We start from the raw sequence: 22,277 nt of genomic DNA, 5'->3' as shown, positions 1-22,277 counted from the left end.
CGAGCAGTCATTCGCGCGTACTTACCTCCTCCTAGCCTGCATCTCAGGCGGCACGCTTGCGAGCGACGTAACCCACCGAAGCGAACACATGCATCCAATCTCTTGGCCCGGTCTGCTGATCTCATCCAGGTAGCCAGCTTGACCAACTTTCATAAGACCCTTCGCGATAGCCCAACTGCCACGTACGGCATACACGCGGCCGGCGCGTTGCTGGTGGTTGTAAGTCATCTGGTATTCACCCTGCGCGTCCAGGTCGCTGTATTCCCAGATTGCGGCAAGTGGGTCGTGACTTGCGAGTACAAAGAGATATTCGACCTCGGCGGGAAAGCTTCTCGCTTTGTACGTGTAAAACAGTCGGTTCCATTTTACTAAAAAGCGAAGCTCTCTCTTGATCTCTGCAATTTTGCTCTTAATGGTCTTGTCTCTTGTTCCGCCATCTGGAACTTGGTCGAGAAACTCTTTCAACATGGCCTGCAATCGCGCGATCTGATCCTCTAGAAAACTGCTCGCCTGAGAACGATAGTTCTCAACGCACCACTCGAACCGCTCGATGATAGATGGAAGGAGCGCATCAAAAGTTTCTCCTACGTGGCTCCCGCTTGGACTCACGCTCTGCGCTTGCCGCTCGTCACTGCCAGATATTGCTCTGAACGGCATACCCTTGACCCGAATTACTTCGTCGAGAAAGTCTTTGCAGGCGCGCTCATAGCTCGCCGTTGCAGCCGCGCTGCTCGGTGCCATCGCACGAGCCGATTCTAAGAGATCGACGTAAGTGTCTTCACGATGGTCGGGGCTCTTCGGGCCTGATTTTAGGAAGGTCGCTAATGATTCCCCGATGGCGTTAATCGCCTCCCTCGTATCGATGCCCGGCTGCGAATCCACTGTCGTACCGCGGTCGAAAAAGGGATTGGGAATGCCATCTTTGGTTTCATCGGTCGGGTCGGTCACGTTGGTCTCCATCATCGGGCGGTTCGAGTGGTGCTTTGAGCCTATGGCCCGGGGCGGTAATCTACTTTATCGCGGTTGAAAAGCTCCGAGGGCGGTTTCTTTGGGATTATCTATGCCAGGCCCCTGGCATCCGCGTGGGCTAATATGCCACCAGGTTCCAATTTACAAAGGGAGCGGCGTACAGACGCAATGGAAGAGCGACCTCGAATTTTTGTGGAGTCTTGGTCTGCTGATTATGGCTCTCCGATGCAGATTGACGAGAGCGATTCGGTCAACGGCACCGCGCATCTAATCGACGAAGAAGGCTTCGATTTCATCGGGCCCCGTGATATGGAACGGTCAGCGCTCGCATTTGTGGATGGCGTCCGTCGCCAGGAGGCCGCACTCTCCCAATGGCACGAGGAGCACGTCGTTCCTGGCATCGCAGGCGCTTATGCTGTTGGCGCAGTCGTTGCTCTACCTGGGGAATCCCCGGTCTTTTTCCGCGAGATCGTCGATCGGCTTGTAATATGGTCCGGCGGGTTGTGCGGTAGCCTCCCGACAGGTTCCAGCGGATGGTCTTGGCGCGAAGATTCCACTCCCGACCCTAACCCAGCCGCACCGATACGGCGCCTCCAGGAACTGATGCGTCGGGCGGAAGCGCGGCTTGCCGATAATCTGGCTGCAGAAGGCCATCTGGTTGTCATGGATGGGACGCTCTGGTTTGCGTCCAGCTATGACAAGCGCAACATTGCGGGCTACGTAAAAACGCACCACGTGCGCCTTTTGCCAGAGACTGAGGCGCGGCGTCTCCCGGAGTTGCCTGCTGGACATCGTACGACCATTTTTCGCACCGATGCGAACCGCTATGCGTGCTACCTGCGTCTCGCGTCACGCCCAAAATTTCATGCGCCGATGTCCGGCATCGTGCGCCTTGAGTTTTCCGGCTCACTCCCTTTGGATGAAGTGAGGGTAATGGCGGATCGTTTTACGGCTACACTTCCCGCCTTTGCCGGCGCTGCGCATGTGGATCCACGTGCGCCTCAAAATCTGCAACCAATTGGCGCACTTGAAATGCGCCTAAGACATCTTCTTGGCGACGTCGCCCTTGCGGAGCGCGCCGTTCGAGATGCAGTTGCTGCTCTCACTCAAGCAATAGAGGTTTAATATGGATCTTCCGGAGACCATCGGTTATGTGGACGGATCGGTAGAATCGACGACCCAGCGGTTTGAGGTCGTCTTGAATGATGACACGCTCGTGCAACTCGACGACCTCGTTGTCTCCAGACAAGACCTTCCCGGCGACCGCGGCACGCTAGCCCACTATGGCATTGTTGTTGAAGGCACGGGCATGATTGAGGGCGCGCGTATGGCCAGTGATACTAAACGTATCTATGCTACGCAAACGATGCCTGGGCAGCGCATCAACACGGTCACCGTTCAGATCCTGCGCACAGATCCCGAGCTCTGGATGCCACCGCAGCCCGGCGCCAAAGTGGAATTGGCACGTGATGCACATCGCGCCATTGCGCTCTTTCAGGATCGCATGGAAGGTAACCAATTGCGACTCGGCCTTGACCACGCAAATGAACCGGTCTCCATCGACTGGACCTTTCTCAACGGCGAGAAGGGCGCACACATTTCCGTTAGCGGTATCTCCGGTGTAGCCACAAAGACATCGTACGCGCTCTTTGTGCTGTACATGCTCCTAGAGACCGCTGAAGGCCGAGCGCTTCTCGGGCGATACGTTGCCGATACAAAGGCCGTCGTCTTCAACGTGAAGGGTGAGGACTTGCTGCATATCGATCGACCGAACAGTAAGTTCGCCGACGACGCTAACGCAGCCGCGATGTGGCAGGCACTGGGCGTGAATCAGCCAGCGCCGTTTCAAAACGTTGGCATTTTCGTGCCGCCTGCGCGGGGCGGCGTTGACATCGTTGCTGCGAGCGTCGCGCACAGACGCGACGACGAATACACAGTTTACGGCTGGACGCCGCTCGAATTTGTGAAACGTGGACTTTTGCAATTTGCGTTCAGCGATGCGCGTGAACAAAATCAGATTTCGTTTGTTGTGGATCACATGCGATCGACGCTGGTTCGCCACTCCGTCCCATCAGCGCATACGCCAGGAGCCGTAATAATACGAACCACTCCAGCCCACGCAGGGCGCGATTTTGAACGCGCGGCGATGCAGCTATCGTCCTCGCATCCAGAGGAAGCCGCAGGTGACCCCGAGGTTAAGGACTTCGCCGATCTCGTTGACGTATTAATTCAAAAGATTGAGACCGAAGATCCGTTATGGGTTCCGCGTACCGCGCAGGGAACCAATGAGGCGTTTCTGAGACGGCTCGTTGCCATGAGCAAACGCCTCGGGCATCTAGTAACCGTGCACGCCGCGCCCCTGACGCTGGGCAATAACGTCAACGTTGTCGATATTCACGCGCTCCACGATGACGCGCAGCGATTCGTCGTCGGCGCGGTGCTCGATCAGATCTGGCAGGAAAAGCAGGCCCGCGGACGCCAGCCGCTTCGGTTCGTAGTTCTTGACGAGCTGAATAAGTACGCCCCGCGCGAAGGCCGCAGTCCGATCAAAGAGATCCTGGTAGATATCGCCGCTCGCGGCCGCAGCCTGGGGGTGATTCTTATTGGTTGCCAACAGAACGCTTCTCGCGTTGAGGCGGCCATCGTCGATAATGCGGCAATTAAAGTCGTGGGACGGCTTGACGCAAGCCACGCAGACGAGTACAAATTCCTATCGCCCGAGTTGCGAGCGCGCGCAACACGCTTTCTTCCGGGAACGATGGTTCTCGACCAACCCGTCGTGCCGGCGCCCATCCCGATCGTATTTCCGTTCCCGCCGTACGCGACCAACGTGACGGAAGACGCCATCGGCGCAACGGCCACGCGAGATGGCGTCGATCCCGTTGATAAAGTGCTGGCCTGATGCGAGCGCTGCACACCTCTGATTGGCACATAGGCGTCAATCATCACAAATTGGACCGAACACCGGACCACGATCACGTATTCTCGCAGCTGAAGAGAATCGCGATCGAAGAGAAGGTTGACTTCATTCTAAACACGGGCGACCTTTTCGATTCACCGTATCCGAGCCTAGAGGTACTGCGATACGGATGGAGTGTCCTAGAAGAGCTGGCATCTGTCGTACCCGGCGGGGTCGTTGTCCTGTGCGGCAATCACGACGGCGCAAAGCTCTTCGAGCTGATGGGGACGATTCTCAAGGATCGATTGAAGATATTCTTCGTCGATCCGACGTCGCTCCGGAAGCGCGAAGGCAGCATCGTGCAGATCCCGACCGCGGATGGCGAGATCGTTAAAATCGGAGCGGTACCATTTATCAAGAGCGCGAGCTATATTAGGGACTATTTGGCGTCTGGCGCCGAGCGCGCGACTGTTACGTATGCGGATGAAGTCGGATCGCTCGAATATTATGTTGGGGAATGGCTGAATGGCGGATATGACCCAACGCGCGATATCCGCATTTTTGCTGCGCATCTGTTGCTGGACGGGGCGGAGGTTTCCGGCAGCGAGTACCGCTTGTATGTAGAACGCGACTTCGTCACGCGACCAGAGCGGATTCCTGTTGCCGACTACGTGGCGTTCGGGCACATCCATAAGCCGCAATACATCGTTGGCCTCGACAACGGGCGGTATGCTGGTTCGCCTATTCCGATCGACTTTGGCGAGCGCGAAGATCGCAAACTAGCATATTTGATCTCCGGCAAACCGGGTTATGCGCTCAAAATTGAAGAGCGATACCTGGATATCGGTCGACGGCTCATCGAGATTCGTGGCGATCTCCCGACGATCAGGACGAACCGCGAAGCATATGCGGGTGCCGTCGCAAAGGTTTACGTTGAGCTTGACGCTCCGATTTCGGAGCTTGAGACTCAAGTTCGCGAGATCCTACAGGACACCACTGTTTGTACCGTCGTCGGGCAATATCGCCGCGCCCAGGGCGAGATGATAACGATTGGCGAGCGCGTAGAGCGGGAGCCAACGCTACCCGAAATGTTCGCAACCTATCTCGACAGTGCGAGTAGCATCGGCGATCCTAAACGCGTATTAAGGTATTTTGACCATCTGCTCGGCCAGGTTCAACAAGGAGGGGATAGCGAGAACGCCTTTCCCGAGATTGACGAGGTCGTGAGGTGAAGCCAATTCGCCTCCAGATTGAGAATCTGCGGAGCTTTCGCGCGAGGCGCGACATAGACTTCGATGCGTTGCAGATCGTCGCTATTGTAGGAGATACGGGTGCCGGAAAGACGTCGATCCTTGAGGCAATTACCTACGCCCTGTTTAATCGCTCCACATGGAGCGGCCGCAATGTCAAGGAGCTAATAACGCGCGGCGCGTCGACCATGACTGTGTCGTTTACGTTCTCGGTTGATGGGGTCAAGTATGAGATTTTGCGGATAACCAAGGCTCGTGGTGCTTCGCAGCATCGGCTGTCTTGCGAAGAACGGGGGATCGATGTCAGCGGCGAGGCAGACGTGGAGAAGGCGGTTCGCAACGCGCTACACTTGGACGATACAGCATTTTTGCATACCGTGTTGCTGCCGCAAGACAAGCATGCGGAGCTCTTGACAAAAGACCAGCGCGAAAGGAACCGGATACTAAGCGAGCTGTTCAGGTTGGACGATCTCGCAAAAGTGGGTGAACTGGCCCGTACGCACGATGCGCGCGCTGATATGGCACTTTCTGGATTACGGCAACAGCGAGCTTTATATGGCGATGATCCTAGTGCTGCTGTCACCGAAGCAAAGCGAGCGGTTGAGCTTGCGGAAGAAGCATTGCAGCGCGCGAAAGCGGCAGTCGATGCCGCGGAAGCGATTGACCTGCAGACGGCCACGTGCGATCAAACTGTGGCGCAACATCAGCAACGTCTCGACTCGATTGCGCCAACGCAGGATGTGCTCGGTAAGCTCGAATATCTCGATGCAGTCGAGAAAAAGTTGTCACCTCTAGCAGCGCAGCAGGAACAGGCACGCGCCGGGGCCGAGGCGTCGAAAAAAGAGGCTGAAGTGGAGGCGCAGCGATTGCGCGACGCAGGGCGCGATTCTACAACGCTAAGAGGCGTGAAGCGTTCTCTCGAAATTGTCGCAACCGAGCTGCGAGAAGTCGAAGACGAGCGTACCCGAGAGAGCGAGGCAAAACTAAAACGTGCCGATGCTTTCAGACGCGTCACCAATACGAAATCTGCGTTGGCAGATGCTGAAGCTAATTACGTCGAAGCTGAGGCCGCGCGCGCCCGCGCGAGCGACACTCTGCGGGGGCACGAGGCGCGAGCCAACGGCCTTGAGTTGGCCTTGACCGATCAACGCAATACCTTCGGACGCCGCGACACGTTGCTAACGCGGTCTAATTTGAAGAAGCAACGCATCGAAGAAGCGCGCGCCCAGGTAGAGAAGGCCGAGGATGTGCTTATCGCCGCTCAACAGAGCTACGATGAGGCGACTAAAGCACGAGAGCAGGCTCAAGTTACGCAGCAGGCAGCCTACGTGGCAAGTCACCTGCACCCCGGGGACGATTGCCCTGTCTGTCATCGTGCACTTCCCGATGGATTCAGCGCGCCAGCGATTTCGGAGCTGAGTGAGGCACAAGAAACAGAGCGAAACGCGCAAAATGCCCTCACTGATGCCGCGGCACAAAAAAACACATTCGCGGAGCGTCTTAGGTCCGAGAGCGATGCGCTGCATCAACTAGATCGGGATTTGGTCGACACGGAAAAGGAGGTGCAGGACATTACGGCGCGTTTGCAAGCGTTGCTCTTGTTGCCTGATGACGATCCTCAAGCTTTCCTAGAGACTTGCAAGCGGAGCGCCGCTGATGAACAGCAACGTCTCGTTGGATTGCGCGAGTCCGTAGCGGAGTGCAACGACGCCCTATCAAACGCGCGTGTCGAGAGTGCGTCTGCAGAGACGGATCACCGGCATTACTCCGAGTCGCTGGGACAAGTCACAGCTTCGATAGCGACGCGCCTGGAGCGATGTAAGAGTGTTTGCTCTTCTATACCCCAACCATTGCGGCCAATACTCGATACTAAGTCGGTTGAGGGCCGCCTAAGGGATGTCGACGAGCTTACGCGAGCTGCGGAGACTGTAGATGCCCGCATTGTAGATGCAGTCGAAGCAATCGCGGCGGCGGTAGACGAGACCAGCGCTTTGCAGCAGCGCATCACAAACGAAGTGCTGGTGCCGCGTACCGCATTATACGAACAGTTGCGCGCCGTAAGCCATTTGCTTAACGTGCCGACGATGCCCGCAAGGGAGGACGCGCGTCCGAATTGGGCTCGGTCCGTTGATCGAGCAGCGAACGGCGAAAGATCACGACTGGCCGGCGCTATAAGGGAACTGGGCGCGCGCCGCGAGGCGCTTTTAGTAGAACGAGAGGCCATAGTATCGAAGGCGGGAGGCGAGCCAAGAGCAATGGCATCGCAGGCACTGGTGGAAAAGAGAGACGCGGAGCACGCGGTTGAGGACGCGACCGCGAAAGCATCTCATGCCTCTGCGATCGACGTGAAAATTGCGAAGCTTGAGCCAGTCAGGATGGGTCTCAGTAGTTTGCGTGACGCTCTGGGCGCGAGAGAATTTCCCGCTTTCGCGACCCAGCAACGACAGAGAAGGTTGCTCGAAGAGGCGACAATGATTTTCCGCGAGATGACGGACGGTCGCTATGGATTCACAGAGGAATTCGAAATCTTCGATGGTGAGACAAACGACGCGCGATCGCCGCACACGCTCTCCGGTGGGGAAAAGTTCCTTGCGAGTCTGGCCCTGTCTCTTGCCGTCGTGGAGATTGCCTCGAACGCTGGCGCAAAGATCGAAGCACTCTTCCTTGATGAGGGGTTCGCTTCACTCGACGCCGCTACGTTGGAGCAGGCGATGCTAGAATTGCGGAAGCGCTCTCGATCTGGTCGCATGATCTTCGTCATTTCGCACTTGAGTCAAGTAACGCAGTTTGTAGATGATACCATATTGGTGGAAGAAACTGCCGAGGGAAGCAAGATCGAACGACAAGTCGGACCGCTCGAAGATGATGCATCTGCAGTCGAGGGTTTGGTGTCACACCTTGCCACGCACCTTACTTAGCGTTCAGGAGAAAGCCAAGTGAAGTGGCTACATCGCATGCTCGGCGAACGTAATCCCGTGCCGGGGAATGCGGTCGCTCAAAACGAAGCCGTTGTGAACGACCTGGCTATTGGGCACGCTCCCAACCTGGTTGACGGCATGAATGCGCTCTCGGCTTACTACAGATATCTAGAGGCCGCGGCATACAATGCGGAGCTCAAGACGGCTCGGGATCGCCGTAATTTCCGCGACGAATTCTTGCAGCGCATTGAAGCACTATTGTCCTACCATTCTGATGGCGAAGCACAGCGCCAGATTCAGCGCGAGATCGACAAAGAAGCCGCAGCTTTCGGGGCCGGTCGGGCTTCCAATCGCTCCAGCGATGTTGCTTCCGAAGCACGTTCACGGGACGCCGAAGGTTATGCGTTACTGGCCCTTTCGACGTCATTGACTTGGGACTCGCTTCGCGCCGCCTATCGAGCAGCCGCGAAGAGGTACCATCCGGACGTGGGCGGCGACGACGCTACCATGCAAAAGGTCAACAATGCGTACGCACTATTCACTGCGATACTAAGGCGATCTGGAGCGCAGGAGGCCGTTGCGGATGGCAGGTCTTTCGTCGCCGTTGACTCGGTGAACAGCCTGTTTAGTGAGATCTTATTGGCGAAATTTTCGTTGCTGATCGACGATCTCGCGGGCGACGTCGCATACGATGTCTATAAGCTGCTGACGCTGCAAGATATTGAAGAGTCGTACGGCGTAGAGCTAGTGGCTCGACTGTGCCGATTGTTGGCGGCGGCTGGGCGGAAGGACGACGCCACGACGGTTCTAGCAGATCTGCAGAAAATGGTCGAATGGGGGACGGCGCGCCAACTTAATTATGAACCTGTATACATTAACGCGTGCGACGCGGTAAAAGACCCGAAGCGCATTCGCTTTATTCCAAATCACGATCGGCAAGCGAGTAATCTCTTACGGCTCGGAATCATTGATAAGATACGATACGAGTCATTGCTTAAGCGAATCGACGCTGCCGAAAGTCAGGTTAATCAAGGTGAATTGGAATTCACCGAATATGTACGAGCGCGCCAATTCATGCGCCTCCAAAATGATCCACTTCCCGACGATAAGCCGATAGATGGCCTTGTGCCGGCGCCTGGATATTTTTCGCGCGTCGAGACGCTGTCACCGGTACAGCTGCGAGAATATGCTAAAGCGTTTCATGCTCGTGCATGTGAGCTTGTGTCGAAGTATTTCGTCGTAAGGCTGGATGCGCTGCTACGGGAACCGTTTATCGGCGGTCGCGATATCGACGCTGTGCTCGACGAGCTTCGCTTCCTTTCAAATGCCCCGGGGCTGCGCGGCTCGCAGCCGACGCTTTCCCAGGAGGCAATTACCGTCGTCCAGTTCTTGGCAAATCTCACGCCATCGGAAAGAGAAAAGCGGATTTATCTCTTGAATTCGTTGGATGGCCTTCCAGGGAAGATGGAGATTGTTATAACTGTAGGTTCGCCTTGTATAACCGGCGGACCACGACTTCCGCGACCAATTTTCCTCAATGCCCAATTTACAAAATTTGCAACTGGTCCTCTTGAGCGCATCGAGCGGTACGCCCGCACTGGCTCCGAGGAGACTGCCCAGGAGCGAGAGAGCGAGCAGAAGCGCCGGCAGGACTCCCGCGCATTCCACGAGTCTGAAGTATACAAACGTGCACGCGACGTAACGTGGGCGAAGCAAAAGGACCCTGCGGAAGTTGTAGCCGCAGTCGGTGCCCTGTGCGAAGCGATGTACGAGCGTGCCGCACAAGGGGACAGCACAATGGAGATCGGCTACTGGACTAATGACTTGACGATCAATCTTGTAAAATTGAAGCGCTATGACGAGGCGCTTCGGTGGATTGACCGCTTGTCCACGACATCGAGCGAAATCCAACAGCGAACGCCGGGTAGTGTTGTAGCGGCGCTTGCAAAGCGGCGAGGCCGCTGCTTAAGCGCATCGAGCGAGAGGTGATCTACCAATGGCACCAATATGCTATGTGCAAGGATGGTTGTGATGTCTGCAGATCCGAAAGAAGCGCCGGGCGAACGCCTCGATTCAGACGGTGGAGACCTAGGTGAAGCTGCGCTCGGACGGCTAAGGGCCGAAGGATTTCAAGTTTTCAGAGCGACTCGCGGCGAGCGTCCGAATAACGACTTCGTATTCAAGAGTCCGTCGGAGTTTCTGTCGTGTGCGCGTGAGTTAGGCATTCGTGTGATGTTCCTCGAGGCTGTGAGCTTCGAGGAGGGCGAATTCTTTCTTGAGGATGCCTTGCCGGCGGAGGATATAGGCGATGGCGACAACGTCGTAGATCTTCGCGATGTCAGTGACGGCTTACGAGTCTTCCAGAGGCATGTTGGGGAGTGTCAGTTAGTTGTCTTGACGGGCTGCACCGGCTCCACGTCTATTTCGTATGTCGAAGCAGCGCATTGGGTTGAAGGATTTGATACGCAAAGAGAGCGCGCAATTCGGTTGGTCAGGGCTTCATCGGAAAAAGCCGAGGAGCTGTGTGAGCGAGAACTGGAGCGGAGAATCCAAGAGGTCACTGAAGTGATTGCGAAGCTGATCGAGGACGCTCAATTCAATGATACGTTTTCTAGCGGGAGGCCAACCCAAGGCGCCATCGTCGCCTATATCCGAACAACAATCGCTGGCGCAGAAGACTTGCCATCAAGGACGCTACGCGAGGCCGCGAACCATCTGCGCGATCGGCTTCTACTGAAGCGTTGAACTCCGGTGCGCGGTCCGGCGGAGCAGAGAATGCCGTGCCAAAGGTCCCACAATCCTGTTGCACACGTCCCGACTATGCACCGGTCCGCGGTCGGCCCGAGCGAACCGGGTGGATGCCGCGGGGGTTTCGAAATAAAGCGGATACTGCCCCACCGTGAGAGAGGCATCTGCGGCGTATGGACGATAGCGAAAACAGGGTAGAGCGCGATCGAATTTCGCGTCTATTTCAGTTCGTTCGCGCCCTTAACGAACTGCGCAACCCTGTTCCGCGGCAGATCCGCGAACTCCAATGGTCGCTGCCTCTTGTTGACCTACCGCATCATGAATGCGTGATCCTCGGCGCGCCAACGTCGACCTCGAACGATGATGAGGGAGATGATGGCGATGACTTTATATTGCGTGTCAAGCGTCCTCCGCCACTTGAGCCCGTTCCATCGCCGCCGCCGGAGATCGCCGACTGGATCGAAGATGGGTGGCAGAAATACGAGGGTTCAGTTTCTGTTCGCGAGACGCGGCCCAAGCTGGGTTCTACCAGCCAGGCCGAGACAGAACGCTTTGGAGAGGACGCGTCCCGAGTTTTGGCCCTCGCGCGTTGGACTGCTTTGCGAGTCAGTTTTATAGCTGAAAATATGCCAGCGCTAGGGGCATTTCGCCTGTTTGAACGACTGTACGAACTTCACGGAGCGCTGGAGCGCGACGCGGAGCGTTACGATGTCATGCTGGGTGATGGCATCTTGTGCTGGAGCGTTCCCAAGGGGAGCATTCGATTCCCGATCGTTTTGCAGAAATTAGAACTCGAATTTAACCCTAGCGTTCCATCCTTTACCTTAACGGATGCTGCCAGTCCGACGGAATTATACTCGACGCTCTTTAGAACTATTGATACGGTTGACGGCAGCGTCGTCGGCGCGATAAAGAAAGAGCTGGATGCGGGGCAATATCACCCGTGGTCCGCAGATGATCTGACCGCGTTACTGAGAAGTATACCGCCCCGACTGGCCGCAAATGGCCGCTACTTAGATGAAGCTCCAGCACGTGAGCCGAGCGAGCCATCAATATACCGAGCGCCCATCATATTCCTGAGAAAGCGTACACTCGGAATAGCGGAGGCGCTCGAAAAAATCATCGCGGATATCGCAGCCGATGGGGCTTTGCCGCAGAGCCTCATCAATATCGTGGGCGAGGGAACGCTCGCGCCAAACTCGACGCTAGGCGAGCCTTCTGATACGTCGTCGGAGGCAGAGGACCAGCGCGATGTGCTCTTCACCAAGCCTGCAAATGTGGAACAATATCGGATTGCGGAGGCTCTGGCGCATCATGCCTGTGTGCTCGTACAGGGGCCTCCGGGAACCGGAAAGACTCACACCATCGCCAATCTCCTTGGGCACCTTCTTGCCGAGGGTAAAAGCGTGCTTGTAACGAGCAGCACAACGAAGGCACTGCGTGTTCTTCGAGAAAAAGTCGTTGAACAGTTACGCCCGCTATGCGTTAGCGTCCTCGAAAGCGATTCTCAGAGTAACGATCAGTTGAAGGCCGCTGTCGACTCGATCGTTGAGCGCCTCAGCTCCGCAACGGAGTCGGGTCTCCAAAACCAAGTGGATCGACTGACACACGAACGCAAATCGTTGTTAGCGGACGTCAGTGGCACGCGGCAGCGTCTCCTTCAGGGGCGTTCGCAGGACAGCCAGCCCGTCCAAGTTGGTACTGATTCGTATGATGCTCTCGAAGCGGCACGAACAGTTGCAAACGGACGCAATGACCATTCTTGGATTCCGATGCCTATCGTTGGTGGCAGCGCGCTAACCGTTACATCTGAGGAAATCCGATCGCTCTACCGCACGAACGCAACGGTTCCCTTAGCCGTCGAGGGCGAATTGGCTCAACTGCTGCCGAATCCGGACGAGCTTTTGCGACCATCTGAATTAGCTGCCGCCATCCAAGAGATCAGCCAGATCGATGCCGCTGAGAAGACTGGGCTGCGCTATTGGGAAGTCGATAACCTCGACGCATCGAGCCAGACGGCGGTGCAAGGTCTGATGTCGGCGCTGCCGGCCATCATTCACCCTTGGTTGGAGGCGGAAGACTGGCTCTTCGCTGTCGGATACGACGGGTTTCGAGGCGGAGGCCATTTGGAGGCCTGGACGGCGCTTTTCCGAAGCGTTCGCGAGCTCGAAGAACTCTGCGCCGAAAGCCGTGAATCGCTTGTACGTTACGGGCCAATGCTGGACCAGGGCGTTGATGTTGATGAACAGCGCGAATGCTTGAAGGATGTGTTGCTTCATCTGCAAGCCGGCGGCAATCTGAAGTTTCTTGCTCTCCTCCTTAAACCGAAGTGGAAGAACCTTCTCGCTAAGGTGAAAGTGAATGGAAGATCGCCGCAATCAGCGGAAGAGATTAAGGCGCTTTATTTGCTCGCCTCTATTGAATGCGAGCGAGCATCTCTCCGTACGCGCTGGCAGCGCCAAGTTGGAGAAATCGGTGGGCCAGTTTTGCCAAATGCAAGACCCGAAGAGACAGCCGTTCATTTGATAAAGAGCATTCAAGCTGCACTTGAGTGGAGCGAACGGGACCTTAAACCTATTAGGAACGGCATAGTTGCTCAAGGTTTCGACTGGTCTAAAGCCCTTAGTGACCTCCTGGTCGCAAACGAACATCAGGCTGAGTTTCGCGCAAATGTTCGCCTCTGCAGCGATGTGATCCCTGGGGCGCTCGATGCGAGGCTCAAACAGTTCCTTGTGAGGCAGCATACCGCGGCTCTTGATGATCTACAGAGCGCTTTGTCTCGCTTCTCTGGGGAGACCAACGATCGACTCCTGACGGCGGTTCGGACGAGATCTTCCGAGATGTATGATGCGGCCTTCAAGTCGCTACGAGCGCTCTTCGTATCTATGGAAGAGTTGCGACTCCGGCGGGATATCTTAGGGAGGCTGTCGCAGATCGCGCCCGCATGGGCCGACGCGATTGCGAAGCGATTGGCGCCGCATGATCGGGAGACGCCCCCGGGAGACGTCAGATCGGCGTGGTTGTGGGCACAACTCGCGCAGCAACTGGAGGACCGGGATAAAATCTCCATCGACGACCTGCAACGCGGCCTGCATTCGAAAGTGGAGCTTCTTCAACAGAAGACTGCGCAGCTGGCGGATGCGTGCGCATGGTTAGCGCAGAGGCGACGGACAGGGCTGGCCGAGCAGCAGGCGCTTACAGGCTGGCAGCAGGCCATCAAGAGGATCGGCAAAGGTACGGGCAAGAGAGTGCCTACGCTTCGTAAACATGCGCGCGAATTGATGGATCGCGCTAAGACTGCGGTACCTGTGTGGATCATGCCGATGATACGGGTTGCTGAGAACTACGACCCTCAAACCACAAGATTCGATGTGGTAATCATCGACGAGGCTAGTCAGAGTGACGTCACAGGCTTGATGGCCCTTTACTACGGTCGGCAAGTTGTAGTTGTAGGAGATGACGAGCAGGTAAGCCCCGAAGCTGTTGGACAGCGAATCGACGAAACGCAGCATCTCATCGATGAATACCTCTATGGCATTCCAAACGATCAACTTTACGATGGTAAGTCATCAATTTACGATCTGGCAAAACAGGCGTTTGGTGGGACGATTTGCCTTCGTGAGCATTTCCGGTGTGTTCCTGATATCATCCAATTCAGCAATCACTTGAGTTACGACGACAAATTGATTCCACTGCGCGAAGCATCCGAAAGTACGCTCCTGCCTCATGTTGTCGCACATCACGTGCCGGGAACGGCAAGCAACAAAGTCAACGACGAGGAAGTCGAGGAGATCGTCGCCCTTGTTATGTCGTGCCTCGAACAACCAGAATATGATGGCAAGACCTTCGGCGTCATTTCGCTTGTCGGAGAAGAACAGGCGGCCGCGATCGAGACGCGCCTTCGTAGGCTGGTGGAACCAAAGGTGCTTGAGGAGCGGCGCCTTCTTTGCGGAAACTCGGCTCATTTTCAAGGCGATGAGAGGGACGTAATTTTTCTTTCGATGGTCGATTCATCTAGCGGGATCCCGTTGAAGATGCGCGACGACTCGATGTTTAAGAAACGGTTTAACGTAGCAGCGAGCCGAGCCCGCGATCAAATGTGGGTGGTCCATTCCCTTGACATCGCTGATCTTCAAGCCAGGGATCTGCGGCGGAGGCTAATTGAGCACGCGCTGAACCCTAAGGCATTGCAGGTTAAGATCGATACGAAACTGTCGAAGGCTGAATCGGAATTCGAAAAGGACGTACTGCGACGGCTGATCACCGCCGGATACTTGGTGAAACCACAGTATATAATCGGGCCGTATCGAATCGATATTATGGTCGAGGGTCGGTCACGACGGTTAGCGGTGGAATGTGACGGAGAACAGTTCCATACGATCCTTGACTTACAGCATGACATGGAACGTCAAAGCCAACTTGAGCGAGTTGGACTGACGTTTTACCGAATTAGGGGTTCGCGCTACTATCGGGATCGGGAGCGGGAATTTCAGAACCTTCTCGATCGGCTTTCGGAAATGGGCATCGGGCCTGACCGGACGGAGATAGATCCTGTAGTCGATGTCGGCGAGCTTCTACAGCGGGTGCTCTTTCGGGCGGCGCAGATCCGTAAGGAGTCTTCGGACGATCATGATATCGACTTTTACCGTAAACAGTGGTCGACGAGCTCACGCGTTATCGTCGATGACCTAAAGCCAGTCACCAAATTGGGGATGCCGCATGGAGGCGGCTCCCATGCAGATGGTGTTGCCGGAGATGAGGGCGCCGATACCACGCGCCTGAGCGAAAGGATCTCACCAGAGGCTGGCGTCGATTCTCGCATTTCAGTACTTGATGATAATGCGAACGTTTCATCGACGAACGGTGAAAGGTGTACCCGAAAGAGGGAGCATCACGAAGCCAAGGAAATTGCGGATAGAGTTATCGATTTGCTGCTGCGCAGTGGAGTTGAGAGGAGCGACGTCATCGATAAACGCGATCACGAGAGAGGGTCGCTGTGGGTTATCGCTGATGAGTCGCAAAGGGATCTTTTTGAGTCTTTGGCTCGCCGGGGCGTTCGCTTTACTTTTGCGCCTGAAGGCGGCAGGGCAACAGGGCATCGTCCAGCGTGGTGGATGCGACACAACGAGGAATAGCTTGGTTCCGCTTTAGACAGAGGACCGTCTAACAATCGTCTAACAGACCGGCCGGAAATGGCCGGAATCGCTCGGGATCGGCCGGGAGCGAAAAGTGCGGAATCCCCTGAAAATCGAGGATTTTGGTAGCGGCCGGGACCTGCCGGGACCCCACTTCGAGAATTCGATTCCCGTTGGCGCTACCATTAGAAACCCTGGTTCTCCCAGGGTTTCTCGTTTTTCGACACTTCGCTGCTGCTTATTTTGTTGCTTATGGGCAACCACGCGCCAGCGTGACGCGCTACGCGCCGACATGAAGATGTCGGCAAGCGCAGGCCTAATTTGAAGCACCAGCAAGGCCATGATGCCCGCGACCTTCTCGTCGGGGAGCTCAGGTAGCCTTTCAAGGGTGTGTGCAACCTTTGCCGGTTGCTCGGCGGGTGTTAGTTCGTTCTCTGGCTCGGAACTCGACATCTATTCACCTTTCGTTGTCAAGTTTTCGGGAAGAACACGTCACGCCCGATGGACTATTCTCGCGATTGGCGCTCCACTGTAATCTCGTTTCGGAAAATCTCATCGCGCTCGGCCGCGGAAATTATTCCAGTGAACGGGGATGCTGACCGAAGTTCCGTTGCTCGCTCCCCGGTGTCGCGCAGCGTTCGTACGACAGCCGCGACGCCAGCGCGAACGATTGTCTCCCACTCTCGCAGCAAGACGGAATCGCCGCATTTCTCACGCATGAATTCAACGTTACGTATAACGTGACTGAGCAGCGACGGATCTGCCTCGATCAGCTCGGCGACCCGGGCATGGAGGGCATAACTAAATCTCTCGATGCGTTCATGACTTGCCATATTTTGAGTATATAGGGAGTTGGCTAGGATAGAGCATTTATCGTCGGACCGCGATCCAATAGATCCTCACTCCGGATTCTGCCGTCGCGACCTCGAAAGCAACTCTCAGCGTATCGACCCAGGGCTGATGCCCAGAGCCGTGAGCCATACGGACCATCATTAAGCGTTTCCCGGCCCGAAGGAGGAGGCGCTTACCCTCCTCGGGGCTGAAAGCAGTCCCCGTGGGATCGCCGGCGACCGGAACGCCGGCATTGGACGATATCATTGTCCCAAGTCATCCACTACCTAGTACGTTATCGTGAGAAGCGCTTAAGAATGGCAGTCAAGGCCGGTGGCTCTCCCCGTCAGCAGATCGTAAACTTTCTCTTTGGTCCGATCGGCTTTGCGTTGCTCCTCGGCTTGATCACGGCTGTGCTGGCTGTCGTCGTCAATCTTTTTGACCGCGACTTCATCGCCGCGGCGATTCGGTGGTTTCATGATGCGAGCCCCGGTCCCGATTCGAGCACTGCGCTGCTTGCTGTCGGCAGCATCTCTGCCGTCGTCTGGACAGGAGCGTTGATCGCGTTCCAGCTGAAAGGCACCTCACCTCGGCTTTCGGGCGCGTTTTCTTTGCTCGAATATGCATTTATTGCACCGCTGGTAGCCCTTCTTATGCAGGGCGGGACACTTCGCGTCGTCGCCGTCATCGCAACGCTCGCATTTATCGCACTGAGTCTGCGGCAAGTGCTACTCTATTTCCTGATCGAGTTCGTCAGGCGAAAGACTGCTGCGGGCGATCCTGATCGCGAGTTTTTTGCAACAGACCTCGGCCGCAGAATGTTCAAAGGCGTCGCTGGAGTCACAATCTTTCCGATAGGCTACGCCGGCGCTTGCGGCCTGGGCAGCCTCATCGTTGCCGTCCTTACAAAAGAATATACCGCCGCGATCACCAGCGTCGGAGCCCTCTGCTTTGGGCTGTACTACATTCTTGTCACCTTGAAGGAAAACAAGGTCCCACCAACGCCGGCACAACGTGCGACCGCGCAAAAAGCGTTCGCCGATATGATCGCGATATTTAAACGGCGTGCGGAAGAGCTTACGGCGAACGCTTCTACGGGCGATGAGGCCGCCGGTGCGCCGACGCCACAAGACGTATCTCCGCACGTCGTTGACAGTACGGAAATCGACGATTCTCGCGCGCGGCAAAAGGCGGAGCGGCTAGCACGTATAGCTGACCTAAAAGAGGTCGTGGCATTCTTAGATCCTCTTCGCGATGAGCAGCCCCGGCCGGGCCTCTTAACCCAAGAACAAGTCGAGAAAGCGAGGGCGGTCCTGTCGTACGCTATGAACAAAGGCGTGAACGACGAAAACGCCTTCAATCTGGCGTTGGGTCTGAGCCAATTCCTGGCCGCAGTCGCTCCCGAGGAAAGAAATAATGCTTCGTGATATTCCCCCGCGCGGATCGGCACGCCGGGCGCCTGATCGAGTCTTACGTCATTGGCGTCGGCGTTCTGCCCGGCGGTTGGCGTGACGTCCGTTCTCATTCCGGAACAGCCGCTCGTCCTGAGCGGACCCGTCGAGGCCATGATTGATCGCGCAATGCCCGGCAATCGACGCGGCCATTCGCGCTCACCTCGTTCCCGCGACGTAGCGGCGAGATGAACATCCCGGCCGAGATCGTTAATAATGCTCCGGCGCTTTGGGAGCACGGAAGCCAATGGGTGCTTTCGCATCTGCAAGGTGAAGTCGGCGACTTCATCTGGAAGCAGTTCACAAAGGCGATAACGCGTCGCGTTGCGCCGTCCATTGCCGATGCGGATCCTGCCGAATTGGCAAAGCGCTTGTCGCGCGCGGAAGACGCGATCGACGGGATGCAAGACGAGCTGCAGGTCTTGGCTATGCGCTTTCCGGACCATCAGGTCGCAAGGGAAATGCTCGAACCGGCGGCCCAGGACTTCGTGTCGGATGCGTTCTTGGCGGTGATGGAAAGTCCGAGTCCTGAAAAGCGTACGCTTCTGGGCCGTCTTATTGCGCAGCGGCTCTATGCGAAAACGGAGTCATCGAACGAACTCTATTTGCGCCAAGCCGAAATGCTGACGCGTCGGATGAATACGAGTCATCTTTGGGTGGCTGCGACGGTCTACCTCGTTCACAATGCGCCGCTGCCGCAAGGGTACAAGCGCGATGACGTTTACGGTTGGATGGATCGCAATCTTTGGCCGGTGTTTAGCGTCGTGTGTAAAAACGTGCCGACCTATGACGAACTCGACTATCTTTCGTCCTTGGGCGTTGTCACGTACGACCGTAGTGACCGGTCGGATAATTTGTCGCTATCGAGCCATGCTCCGTCGCTCGAGCAGCGTTTACTTCACGCGTCGAACGAACATTTCGAACAATTTGCCGTGGTCCGTCGCGGACGCTTCTACGATCGCGCCGTCGAGTTGGACGAAGGGAAGTTCTCTAAGGAGCATGGGCAAGAGCTAATCTCGCTTGCGCCATACGCGCTGACCGTCCCTGGATTAAGAATTGCTGAGACGATGGTCACACAGATCCACGAGGAACTCGTCGCGCCGACCGTATTTGACGGCGGATTACCCTCGTTCGAGGTCGTCGTTTACGGGCTCGGGTGAGGCCGAGGCCCGACTAGAGCCATTCAGGGCGCTCGCTCAGCGATTCTATTTGAGGCTCAGGGCGTCCACTGTGGACGCGACCACGTGAGTTACAAGCCGCCGGCGTCGACGCGATGGAGATGAGGACGCTCGGTCTGCACATGGGCGGGATCGACTTGGCAGCCAATCGAACTAGCGTTCGCCGCTTGGCGGCTAATGCAGCCGGACGCCTGAGTCGATATTCCCATAGCGCAGGACCGCGCGTGGCGCTACACTAAGGATAGCGCTCGTTTCGAAGGCATTGGAGGCTACGTTGGATCGTTTGTTGCTTGAAAAATTACTGCCGAACCAGGATGACGTGTCGCTCGCGGCGATTGAGCAGGCGGTCACTTCGTATGATGAAGCAGTAGCAGCGATCGGTGAGGTTCAATACGTTTCCGTCACTCAGCCGATTGCGAATGCTGATGTAACCTACGGCGCGCCGTCGTTCGTTCCACCTGCAATGGTGCAGTATTCCTAAGTGGGTACGTACCAGAAGGTTATCGACAAAAACTTAGACGCCAAAAAGGCGGAGCAACACCGACAGGAACTGATCAAAAAGATAGAAGCCGCCACAGAAAGGCGGCTTCTTGTGTATGTTGCAGACATAAAAAAGCCACAGTCCAGTCTAACACTTGAGGATAAGACAGGCTTTTCAGACTTGATCGATGGAGTGGAGGTCGACGGGGTCGACGTGCTCGTCAACAGCCCCGGCGGCTTTGCGGAAGTCGCCGAGTCGATCGTCGAGATGTTGCGTGCGAAATACAAAAGCATTCGCTTCCTCGTTCCTAATGCGGCGAAGTCAGCGGCGACCCTAATGGTGCTGTCCGGAGACGAGATTCTAATGGATCATCGCAGCGAGTTAGGGCCGATCGACCCGCAAGTTCAATACACTACGAAGGACGGGCTGAAGCAGGAAGCCGCTGAGGCGATAATCGTCGGGTTTGAAGCCGCAAAGGAAGCATTAAGTAAAAGCGATCCCGCGGCCATTCGCGCATACGTTCCGCTGCTTGAAAAATACACGATTGGTCTCCTGCAGGGCTGTCAAAACGCGATCGAGCTGTCGAAGACGCTCGCAGAAACATGGTTGCGCACGTATATGTTTGACGGCGACGAGAAAGCCAAGGAACCTACCAATGCCGCTGCATACCTCGGAAGCCACAAGCTTACACTATCCCATAGCCGTCCGATCACGATCGATAAGTGCAAGAAATTGAATCTCAAGATCGTCGATCTGCGCGAAGCGAAGTATAGAGACTTGCAACAGCTACTTTGGGAGCTATGGTGCATGTACGAGCTCCACTTCGAGCGCACGCCGATCACGAAAGTCTACGAGAATTCGAGCGGAACACTGTTGCAAAAAGTCCAGGCGCAGATTATCGTCCAACAGGTCAATCCAGGCTTGCCGCAAATTCCGCAAATACCAATTCCGAAGCAAACCCCACCGGGTCCGCTTCCAGGTCTTCCGGGTGGGGGCGGTTTGCGACCAAAGAAGACGTAGTGTTCAACGGATTACCTGCTGGACGCGTCCTCAATCGATGCCGTGTCTTCCCTGTCCCCGGCGTAGCTGCCGCCTCCACACCCGCGGCCGGGGCGGTGTCAAGATTTCCCGCAGATCGCCCCGAGCTGCTTATTCGTTGCTTATGGTGAGCCGTCGGCGCGCCCCCACACTCCCGCGAAGTCAAGCCGAAGGGGCCGGAAGACATCAATAAACAATGGCATGGGCAGATATGGCGAGGCACCGCCAATCATGGTTTCAAGGGGTTCGATTCCCGTTGGCGCTACCACGTACGCCCCGTATTTACGGGGCGTTTTTCTTTGCATGAAAGAGCAGCTGGACACAAAGTGGACACAAGTCTTAGGAGTCGCCCTAGTTTTCAAGCCCGCGCGGCGAGTGTTTTCCTCAAGGTATCAGGCTCGCCATGCGGAGGGGGACGGTACAGAAACCGTGGGCATCGTTTAGGATGTACCAATAAATCCCCATGCCTGCCAGCATCGTTGCTGCCGCCCATCTCCTCTCCGAGACTGCGAGTGCTCCGACAGCGCCCAACGTAAGGAAAACCACTTCATCGAAGAAGGGGCGTATGTCTGTTCTCGGCGCGTAGTGATGGGCAATTCCTATGAGCACTGCAACTTTCATCGCGAAAAGCGTCAAACACATCCAGCAAATGATCGCGAGTGCCGTTGCTGGGATGACATTTTTGAGCGCCTCAGGTCGTGAATAGTTTTTGAAGATCGACGGTATCGCGATAAGGGCCCCCGCCGGTAGCAGTAATAACCAAAGGTCGGAGACCATGCTGCCGGTGATCATCCAATGCGCTTGAAGCGTCGCGAGGACCAGAATTGAGGACGCCCACATCCCAGCGAATAGCTGGAAGCGGACTCGGTCCCAACCTCGAATGCGAAGTGCTCCGGGCGGAACAGTGATTCTGACAAAGGGGCTGCCCGAGCCAATCAATGTCGCAAAAACGAGTCCAATCCAGATCGCGCCCGTCGATGAGATGCGAGGCCATGCGCTGTCTATCGGCGCCGAAAAGCTAGCGACTGTTTGTGGATCGCTTGCGAGATACCCGCCGATAAAGGCCCAGCCAATGGCCGGAAAGACGACGGCAAGGATCGCGAGAAGGTCACGGACACGTTTGACGATCGACCATCTATCGATTGGTTGTTTCGGAGAAATGATCATGACGGGCCTCCAGTGGCCAAAAAAAGTTGGCAGATCAGCGGTGTTAGCGCCGGAGTAAAATTGACCCACCCCGCCGGTTGAAAATTGACCCACCTGAACCCTCGGCGAACTACGGTTCGCATGCTGAAAAAGGAGCTTCAGGTGGAAATACAGGTCCTGCACCGGCAGGGCAAGGGCATCCGCGAGATCGAGCGCGAGACCGGCCACAGCCG

The 22,277-nt window shown here is 56.2% G+C and carries 13 protein-coding genes; 11 read left to right on the top strand and 2 right to left on the bottom strand.

Annotated elements, in window-relative coordinates:
- Positions 1-21: 21 nt before the first annotated feature.
- Positions 22-963 carry a hypothetical protein gene (locus VMF11_08440; protein HTU70340.1) on the bottom strand — a complete coding sequence of 314 codons (942 nt, stop codon included), beginning with the start codon at positions 961-963 and terminating at the stop codon, positions 22-24.
- Between the two features lie 231 nt (positions 964-1,194).
- On the opposite strand from VMF11_08440, the gene VMF11_08435 reads away from it, so the two are divergent.
- The 11 genes from VMF11_08435 (at position 1,195) to VMF11_08385 (ending at position 20,880) form a co-directional block, all read left to right on the top strand.
- A complete protein-coding gene (locus VMF11_08435) occupies positions 1,195-2,094 on the top strand; it encodes a hypothetical protein (GenBank protein ID HTU70339.1) in 900 nt (299 codons plus the stop codon).
- Between the two features lies 1 nt (position 2,095).
- Positions 2,096-3,871 carry an ATP-binding protein gene (locus VMF11_08430; protein ID HTU70338.1) on the top strand — a complete coding sequence of 592 codons (1,776 nt, stop codon included), beginning with the start codon at positions 2,096-2,098 and terminating at the stop codon, positions 3,869-3,871.
- Positions 3,871-5,100, top strand: a complete 1,230-nt coding sequence (sbcD, locus tag VMF11_08425) for an exonuclease subunit SbcD (GenBank protein HTU70337.1) — start codon at positions 3,871-3,873, stop codon at positions 5,098-5,100. The genes VMF11_08430 and sbcD overlap by 1 nt, the downstream gene beginning before the upstream one ends.
- Positions 5,097-8,036, top strand: coding sequence for an SMC family ATPase (locus VMF11_08420; GenBank protein HTU70336.1), 2,940 nt, complete (start codon positions 5,097-5,099; stop codon positions 8,034-8,036). Before sbcD ends, VMF11_08420 begins: the two co-directional genes overlap by 4 nt.
- A gap of 36 nt (positions 8,037-8,072) precedes the next feature.
- Complete coding sequence (locus tag VMF11_08415) at positions 8,073-10,025, top strand: hypothetical protein (protein ID HTU70335.1); 1,953 nt, start codon at positions 8,073-8,075, stop codon at positions 10,023-10,025.
- A gap of 42 nt (positions 10,026-10,067) precedes the next feature.
- Complete coding sequence (locus tag VMF11_08410) at positions 10,068-10,781, top strand: hypothetical protein (GenBank protein HTU70334.1); 714 nt, start codon at positions 10,068-10,070, stop codon at positions 10,779-10,781.
- Between the two features lie 176 nt (positions 10,782-10,957).
- Positions 10,958-15,919: an AAA domain-containing protein gene (locus VMF11_08405; protein HTU70333.1), complete on the top strand. Its 4,962-nt coding sequence runs from the start codon at positions 10,958-10,960 to the stop codon at positions 15,917-15,919.
- Between the two features lie 1,148 nt (positions 15,920-17,067).
- Positions 17,068-18,177 (top strand): hypothetical protein, encoded by a 1,110-nt coding sequence (locus tag VMF11_08400; GenBank protein ID HTU70332.1) that lies wholly within the window; start codon positions 17,068-17,070, stop codon positions 18,175-18,177.
- Positions 18,178-18,602: 425 nt separating this feature from the next.
- Positions 18,603-19,361 carry a hypothetical protein gene (locus tag VMF11_08395; GenBank protein ID HTU70331.1) on the top strand — a complete coding sequence of 253 codons (759 nt, stop codon included), beginning with the start codon at positions 18,603-18,605 and terminating at the stop codon, positions 19,359-19,361.
- Positions 19,362-19,653: 292 nt separating this feature from the next.
- The gene (locus VMF11_08390) at positions 19,654-19,860 is read left to right on the top strand and encodes a hypothetical protein (GenBank protein HTU70330.1); all 207 of its coding nucleotides are present in this window, start codon (positions 19,654-19,656) and stop codon (positions 19,858-19,860) included.
- The gene (locus VMF11_08385) at positions 19,861-20,880 is read left to right on the top strand and encodes a hypothetical protein (GenBank protein ID HTU70329.1); all 1,020 of its coding nucleotides are present in this window, start codon (positions 19,861-19,863) and stop codon (positions 20,878-20,880) included.
- A gap of 402 nt (positions 20,881-21,282) precedes the next feature.
- On the opposite strand, the gene VMF11_08380 is transcribed toward VMF11_08385, so the two are convergent.
- On the bottom strand, positions 21,283-22,277 hold a 995-nt coding region (locus VMF11_08380; protein ID HTU70328.1), incomplete at its 5' end, for a hypothetical protein.

It is taken from the genome of Candidatus Baltobacteraceae bacterium (genome assembly GCA_035502855.1).
Classification (GTDB): domain Bacteria; phylum Vulcanimicrobiota; class Vulcanimicrobiia; order Vulcanimicrobiales; family Vulcanimicrobiaceae; genus Aquilonibacter.
The sequence above is the reverse complement of the archived record's forward strand: the minus strand, read 5'-3'. Positions and strand labels throughout refer to the sequence as shown.

Excerpts from the sequence above, each read along its gene's own strand:
- VMF11_08435 (HTU70339.1), top strand. The coding sequence starts at position 1,195 with ATGCAGATTGACGAGAGCGATTCGGTCAACGGCACCGCGCATCTAATC.
- VMF11_08440 (HTU70340.1), bottom strand. The coding sequence starts at position 963 with ATGATGGAGACCAACGTGACCGACCCGACCGATGAAACCAAAGATGGC.
- VMF11_08410 (HTU70334.1), top strand. The coding sequence starts at position 10,068 with ATGTCTGCAGATCCGAAAGAAGCGCCGGGCGAACGCCTCGATTCAGAC.
- VMF11_08430 (HTU70338.1), top strand. The coding sequence starts at position 2,096 with ATGGATCTTCCGGAGACCATCGGTTATGTGGACGGATCGGTAGAATCG.
- sbcD (HTU70337.1), top strand. The coding sequence starts at position 3,871 with ATGCGAGCGCTGCACACCTCTGATTGGCACATAGGCGTCAATCATCAC.
- VMF11_08400 (HTU70332.1), top strand. The coding sequence starts at position 17,068 with ATGGCAGTCAAGGCCGGTGGCTCTCCCCGTCAGCAGATCGTAAACTTT.
- VMF11_08405 (HTU70333.1), top strand. The coding sequence starts at position 10,958 with ATGGACGATAGCGAAAACAGGGTAGAGCGCGATCGAATTTCGCGTCTA.
- VMF11_08415 (HTU70335.1), top strand. The coding sequence starts at position 8,073 with ATGCTCGGCGAACGTAATCCCGTGCCGGGGAATGCGGTCGCTCAAAAC.
- VMF11_08395 (HTU70331.1), top strand. The coding sequence starts at position 18,603 with ATGCAAGACGAGCTGCAGGTCTTGGCTATGCGCTTTCCGGACCATCAG.